Raw genomic sequence first — 8,232 nt, 5'->3', positions numbered from 1 at the left:
CCCCAAATCTCTTGATTTATCTAGGTTTTTTGTTTATTCTGCAAGCCCTATTTATTTAACTCACTAAATAACATAGTTAATCTGTCTGCTAACACCTGCACATGAGGTTCTTTTATAAAAGAGAAGTGATTACCTGGCATTTTGTCAACTTGTTCTACCATTTGCTTAGTCCAACCGAATCGGGGAAAAAGCAACCGTGCTAACTTGTGAAATGAAGACATAAATTCACTACTTAAAAACAGGTGAATTCTACCAGAATATCCTTCCATGATATAACGCTTTGAAGAATTATGATTCACGATTGAAATTATCTTATTTCTCATCTCTTTACTAACTTGAGATGGCTGTTTAAAAAACGATTTCATCTTGTTATAAACACGTATAATTGTAGAAAAATAGTGGTGTACAACTGGATCATGCCCAGCAAAATCTAATACTGCGAGAATAGCAACTTTTTTACCCTGACTCTCAAGTTGTTTGGCAATTTCGTAGGCAACTAAACATCCAGCAGAATAACCACCCAATATATAATCTCCCTGTGGTTGTAAGGTAAGAATATCGTGAATATGATAAGCTGCGATCGCTTTTATATTTTGTTCTGTAGCTTTATCTCTAAATACAGATAAACCTGATTCCATAAAATGAATTGGTTGTTCCTGCCCTAGACATTTCGCTAATGGCAACACTTCATTTAAAGCATTACCACAAAAGAAAAATGGTTGTTTATCACCTTGACGATTTAAGCTGACAATTAAGGATTCAGGTCTAGGTTTTTCTCCCTGACGTCCGGCAGTAATAGCCATAAGTTTGCGATAATCTTCAGGATCAAACTGAGGTGAATTTAGAGAAAATGAAGATTCTAAAGTTTCTGTCTGACGAATTACTCCAGCAAGTTCTTTAATTGTTGGTACTTGAAATAGAGTTACTAGAGGTAGTTTTTTACCCAAAGTCTTCTCAATTTCTGCAAATAGGCGCAATGCCAACAAAGAATGTCCTCCCAATTTAAAGAAATTATCATTAACACCTATACATGAAACACCCAAGATTTTTCTCCAAATAGTGAGTAGTTGCTGTTCTAACTCATCTTGAGGAGCAGACTTAGTAACTGGGAAAACTTCTCCGCGTGGGTTGATTCTGGGTAAGGCATTTAATTTATTTCTCTGTAGCTGGCAATATTGTTCGTCCTTCGTCAATATTGGTATTGATAAGATACTCTGATCTAGATTGGCTAAAAGTTCCCGCAACAAAGTTTGAAAGTTTTGGATGAACTCCTCAATTGTGCGCCCATCGAAAAGATCAGTATTGTATTCTATGATTCCTGCCAATCCTGTCGCTGTTTCCCACATCAACAGTGACAAGTCGAATAGAGCAGTACCTTTTTCAATTGGTAGTTGCTCAATATTTATTCCAGTTAGCTCCAGATTACTCATAGGCACATTCAGTAGATTAAATATCACCTGATACCAAGGAGAGTAGCTCAAATCCCTAGTAGATTTTAAAGTAGACAGCAATTGCTCAACTGGAAATTCTTGATAGGTGTAGGCTTCTAGAGTTGTTTGCTGTATCCGTTTGAGCAAATTGAGAACAGAGAGATTCTCAGTTAGTGTGATACGAAGTGGCACAATATTAGAGAAGCAGCCGATGACAGATTCAATTTCCGTGCGGTTGCGATTTGCTACTGGAGAACCTACTACCATGTCTTCTTGACTACTATAGCGATGTAGCAGAATGACAAAACCTGTTAACAGTGTCATGAACAGTGTAGAGCCTGATTGTTGACTGAGGCTTTTCAGTTGCTGCGTTAGTTCTAAGTCAATTTGAAATGATTGGATACGTCCTTCAAAAGATTGTAATGGAGGCCGGGGGCGATCGCTTAATTGCAGCAAGAGGGGTGCATCGGCTAGTTGATGACTCCAGTAATCTACTAATGGGGTATATACCTCTGGCTGCTGAAACCATTGTCGATGCCAAAGGCTAAAATCACCGTACTGAAGTAATGATGAATCTAGGGGAGAAGGGCATTGTTGGGTATAAGCTGCGTAGAGAACTGATAGCTCCTGGATAAAGATTCCTAATGACCAGCCATCAGCAACAATGTGATGTATTGTGATCATCAAGACATGATCTTTTTCTGTCAACCGCAGCAATCGAGCGCGGATTGGTGGTTCTTGTGTGAGGTCAAATTGTTGTCTGGCTTCTGCATCTACTAACTGTTGCATCTCTACTTTCTCATCGTTCTCGACTTGTTGAATGGGAATAGAGACGATTAATTCTGAAGCAATGCGTTGAATAGGCAGTCCTTCCACAATTGGAAACGTAGTTCGCAGAGATTGGTGTCTTTGAATGATGGTGTTGATAGCCTGTTCCAAGAAGGCAATTTGCAAAGTTCCTTGGAGTCGAAACGCCATTGGTAAGTTATAAATCGGTTTAAGACCAGACTTTTGTTCTAACAGCCACAATCGTTCTTGATATAACGACAGAGGTAGATTATTTTTATAGGCAGTTGGTTGTAATGGTGAAATACTCTGATGAGACTCATTTGGCTGACTTGCTGACTCAATCCATTGACTTAACTTTGCAATTGTGGATGCTTCTAGGACTGCATAAACAGGCAAATCCACCCCAAAAGAGTCCCGCACGCGGGAAACAATCTGAGTGGAATGGAGAGAGTGACCACCTACTTCTAAGAATGGTTGATCGATTCCTACCTGCACCCCTAATACATTCTTCCAGATAATAGCTAGTCTTTCCTCAGTTGGAGTACGGAGGGAAACGCAATTGTTATCCACATCTATGCAGATGTTCTCCACACTAGGTAGAGCTTTTCGATCCACCTTACCATTACCATTGAGGGGTAACTGCTCCAACAAGATAAAAGCCGATGGAATCATATAATTGGGCAATTTCTGTTGGAGAAAATGGTGTAATTCACCAGGGGTTACTGTACCGTAATTGACTTCTTTAGTAAAATAAGCTACTAGCCGCTTGTCTCCTGGTTGATATTCCTGAGCTATTACAACAGCCGATCGCACAGATGGATATTGTACCAAAATCGCCTCAATTTCACCCAGTTCAACCCGAAAGCCTCTGATTTTTACTTGAAAATCAATTCGCCCCAAAAACTCAATTGTGCCATCAGGTAGCCAGCGCACGCGATCGCCTGTTTTATAAAGACGAGAATTAGGATCATGACTAAAGGGGTTTTGAATAAATTTTTCTGCCGTTAAATCAGGTTGATTCAGATAACCACGCGCCAACCCATCACCCCCAATATAAAGTTCACCTGCAATACCAATGGGAACTAATTGTAAAGCATCATCGAGTATATATACTTGGGTATTAGCAATAGGGCGACCAATAGGAATTGAATCTTTTGTGAGGTCATCAATAGTAATTCTATGGCAACAGGTAAAGGTTGTATTTTCCGTGGGGCCATAACCATTAACTAGTTGACAATTAGGTAGTAGTTTTAATACTTTTTTGACGTGATACATCGATAAAACATCACCACCTGCTAAAAGCTGTCGCAGAGATTGTAAATGTTCTATTTGTTCTTCTACGATTAAATTAAATAACCCTGCTGTTAACCATAACGTAGTGATATTATGTTGTTTAATTGCTGCACCAATTTCTTGTAATGTCGGGGTTTTAGTTGGCATTAAAACCAGTTTGCCCCCATTTAATAAAGCAGCCCAGATTTCAAAAGTTGCAGCATCAAACGCTATAGATGCTAGTTGTAGAATAACTTCATTAGGACTAAAATTAGCATAATTTGTATTTTTTACTAGTCGCACAACCCCACGATGTAAGACACAAACTCCCTTGGGTTTACCTGTTGAACCTGATGTGTACATAACATAGGCTAAATTATCGGCAGTGGTTTCAATATCGGGTGTAAAATCATCTGAAAAATCTGCTAAATTTAGCTTTTCATCAATACAGATAGTATGTAGATTTTCGGAAATTATCTCCAGGTTATCTAAGTGGGATTTTTGAGTAATTAAAATGGGTGAATTTGCATCTTCTAAAATTGTTTTTAATCTTTCTCCAGGGGCAGATGTATCCAATGGTAAATAAGCTCCGCCTACTTTTAAAATAGCTAAAATAGTGATGATTACATCTGGAGAACTGTCTAAGTATATGGCAATAGGTGTTTCTTTTTTTATGCCAATTTGCTGTATATAATTAGCGAATTGATTTGATTTATGCTCAAGTTCTTGATAAGTAAGTGTCTGATTTTTATAGGCGATCGCAATAGAGTTAGGAGTTTGTCTGGCTTGAATTTTAAACAGATCATGAATGGTAGTATCTCTAGGATAATCAGTTTGCGTGCTTGCCCATTTTTCTAATAATTGAAGCTGTTCAGTTTGAAGTAGTGAAAGGAAATCGTTCATGTTTTTAATAATATTTTTTTTGCTTTTATGTTTAATATTGAATAGATTAAAATTCTATTGTCATACATTAATATTAACAGAAAAATATATGAAATAAAAAAAAGATGTTAAAGCTAACATCTCTTAAAATCAATTAATTGGTTCTAAAAATTAGGGATTCAACTTAATTTAGATCAATGCTGCTAAACCAGTTGTACTAGCATAACCAGTCAGGGTTAGACCCCCTAGCTGATCTTTTAACATCATGGGTTCAGAACCATCAGTTTTATATTGCATAGTTTGTAAGGAACTACTACCTGATGAATAAGAGGCCAAATCATCAAATAGATAGATGAAAGTATCCTTCTCAAACTTATCTACTCCTTGAAAATCAAGACTTGCAGTAAAAGAGTTATTAAGATTAACTACTCCTTTAAAGTAAATCTTAGCCCCACTATCAAAAGGATTAGATTTATTAGAAACGAGGAAATAAGCAAGAGGATCATTATCTTGAATACCAGAAATTTTGGCTTTATCCCCTTGTCCTGTCAAGACATCAACCCCACCTGCAATCCCATCATTATTGGTGTCAGTATAGCTAAAGGTTAGGGTTTTCGCAGATCCTAAGACTTTAGGAAGATAGAATCCTGTACCAACTTTACCCGTAAGTGGATTAAGTTCAGGATCATTAAATCCATTAGTTTGACCGACATATTCTACCAGTTGTACACCACCAATGATGTCACCAATGGTCATATCTTGTGACCCATCAGTTTTATATTTCATGACTTGCAGTGGAGTCAAACCATTCCTAAAGGCAGCTTCATCTTCAAAGATTAAGACGCGAGTGTCATTTTCAAACTTATCCTGATTTAAGAAATCTAAATCAGCACTGAAGGACTGACCTATCTCAACTTTTCCAGCGAAATAAGTTTTCGCCCGACCATCTTTAATCTCAGCAATATTGTTCTTATTAGAGACAATAATGTAAGCACTGGGATCATTATCCCCCGTACCACTTTCGATCTTGGCATTACCATCTTGATCGCCGAAACCGTTACCATCTTTATCTTTACCACCAGTGCTAACCAAATTACCTCCAATGTAAGTAAAGGTCATTTGTGTGGGTTTTCCGAAGAGATTTTCTAAATCTCCAGTGGGAGCAGCAAGCTTGATACCGATATAGTTGGCAGAATCTGCGTCAGTGACTTGAATACCCATGAGACTAGCCGTTGCTGTAGCAGTGTTGGTGCGATCGCCTTTAACAGCAGTTTCAGTAGCTGTGTAAATCCACTCTTCACCAGCATCCAGCAGACTGTTATTATTAGCGTCCCCTTCCACATAAGTAGGAGTACCCAGTTTGTCATCACTGACCACTACATTACTGAGGGCTTCTGTACCCAAGTTACGAACTACATACTGGTACTCAACTTGAGTTCCTATAACTGCTTCGGGAGCTGTTGCCAAAGTATCTGCATCCACGAAAGTGGGGCTGGGCAGTCTAACTAAGTTACTACCATTCACTCCGTCATATCCCACCAGGGTCGCACTCAGGGCTTTGTCGCCGAGAGTAATGGGGGTCGAGCAAGAAGTATGATACTGCAATGATTGCAGGAGCGGCCCATTTTGCTCATCAAAGAAGTAGATGAAGGTATTAGAACCAAAGGTAGACCCAGCATTGGTGATACTCGCACTGAACTCGCTGCCTACTGTCACATTGCCTGCGAAGAAGGTTTTTCCAGTCAGCCCATTGGTCGGGTCACTGTCGTCTGTGACAACAATGTAAGCATTGGGGTCATCATCCAGAACATTGGTCGTCCCCACAATACCGCCTTTACCAGCTGCTTGATTGGTGTCAAAGGCCAGATTCGGGTCATACTTGAACACCATGACCTCTGGTTTGCCTTCGGTCTGGCAGACTTGCAAACCTTCCTCCGCAGCACCGATGGGTTGTATTGCAACCAATTTCTCGATATCGAGGGGGTTGATTAGGTAGTTAGCAGGGTCATCTGCTGTCACGGTTGTGCCAGCAGCATCAGCAGCCGTGACCTTAACCATGTTGGTATTTAGACCAGGGCGAGTTGCTAATTCCTTCGCCTGGAAGTACCAGACTTCGCCAGGGTTGAAAATGCTATCTCCATTGACATCCCCTTCTACATAGGTGGGCGTAAAGTCATCGCTGGTATCACCGGGAGTAGCGTTGTCATCCACCAAATTATCTAGAGTCAGATCAACGTTACCAGTATTGGTGACTTGATAAGTGAAGGTGACAATATCACCCCTCTGAGCCACAACTCCAGGAGCAGTGTCCCCTGTAACACCGATGTTATTGACATCGAAAATTGCATCTATTTGGGGCAGTTGAATAACAGGATTGCTGATGGGTGGCACAACAGGTCCTGTGGAGGTTGGCAGAGAAATAAGACCGCCATTCACCCCGTCATAGCCCACCAAGGTTGCGCTCAGGGCTTTGTCGCCGAGAGTAATGGGGGTAGAGCAAGAGGTGTGATACTGCACTGATTGCAGCAGTGGCCCGCCTTGCTGATCAAAGAAGTAGATGAAGGTGTTAGAACCAAAGGTAGCTCCAGCGTTGGTGATACTGGCACTGAATTGGCTACCCACTGTGACATTACCAGCGAAGAAAGTTTTTCCACTCAGACCGTTGGTTGGGTCACTATCGTCGGTGACGACAATATAGGCATTATTATCATCATCGAGACCAACATTGGTGAGAATACCGCCTTTACCAGCCGCTTGATTGGTGTCAAAGGTCAGGTTCGGGTCATACTTGAAGACCATGACCTCTGGTTTGCCTCCGGTCTGGCACACTTGCTGACCTAGGGAACCAATGTTGCCGGCAGGAGCTGTAACGCCAGTATAGTTAGCTATATCCGTTGCTATAGTGGTTTGTCCATTGGCTGTTGTACCCGTTACAGTCCCCTGATTGATAACTAGCCCAGTTCCAGCCACCTCAGTTGCAGAGTAAATCCAAGTTTCGTTTGTATCTAGCTGGCTGTCATTATCAATATCACCTCCAACAAAGGTAATGTTGGCGATGCGATTGTCTGTCAACACCACATTGCTGATAGAAGAGTTGCCAGTGTTCGTTACTTCATAGCGGAAGTTCACTGTTGAACCCACAAGGGTTTCTAGTCCAGGAGCAGTGTTAGCATCCAAAAACGTAGGACTGGGCAGTCTGACTAAGCTATTACCATCCACTCCGTCATAGCCCACCAGGGTCGCACTCAGGGCTTTGTCACCCAAAGTAATGGGGGTCGAGCAAGAAGTATGATACTGCAATGATTGCAGGAGCGGCCCATTTTGCTGATCAAAGAAGTAGATGAAGGTGTTAGAACCAAAGCTAGTTCCAGCATTGGCGATACTGGCACTAAACTCTTCACCGACTGTGACATTGCCTGCAAAGAAGATTTTTCCAGTCAGCCCATTGGTCGGGTCACTGTCGTCTGTGACAACAATGTAAGCATTGGGGTCATCATCCAGAACATTGGTTGTCCCCACAATACCGCCTTTACCAGCTGCTTGATTGGTGTCAAAGGCCAGATTTGGGTCATACTTGAAGACCATGACCTCTGGTTTGCCTTCGGTCTGGCAAACCATTTGACCTTCTGCACCACCTCCAATCGGTTCAACAGCCACCAATTTTTTGAGGGCGATGGGGTTTTCATCCACTCGAACAAATTTTTCAATGGCGATCGTTGGATTAGGCAGTTCAACTAACCCGGCATCCAATGTGCTGTTGAATTGACCACTTGTTAAAGTTACGGTTTGAGTCAAGCCTGCGGAGTTGGCATCACTATCTAATGTGTCGTCGCCACCTTGGTCGGGAGTCGAGAAGACA

Annotated in this window: 2 protein-coding genes; both read right to left on the bottom strand. The window is 41.3% G+C overall.

Going from position 1 to position 8,232, the window contains the following annotated elements; all coding sequences use genetic code 11:
• Positions 1-47: 47 nt before the first annotated feature.
• Complete coding sequence (locus ACM0OR_RS27185; RefSeq protein ID WP_414579518.1) at positions 48-4,394, bottom strand: amino acid adenylation domain-containing protein; 4,347 nt, start codon at positions 4,392-4,394, stop codon at positions 48-50.
• 168 nt (positions 4,395-4,562) lie between these two features.
• Positions 4,563-8,232 (bottom strand): hypothetical protein (locus tag ACM0OR_RS27180; RefSeq protein ID WP_414579517.1); only part of this gene is annotated, 3,670 nt, incomplete at its 5' end.

It is taken from the genome of Anabaena sp. CCY 9402-a (assembly GCF_963920945.1).
GTDB classification, from domain to species: domain Bacteria; phylum Cyanobacteriota; class Cyanobacteriia; order Cyanobacteriales; family Nostocaceae; genus Trichormus; species Trichormus minutissimus.
This window is presented reverse-complemented; position numbering and strand designations above follow the sequence as displayed.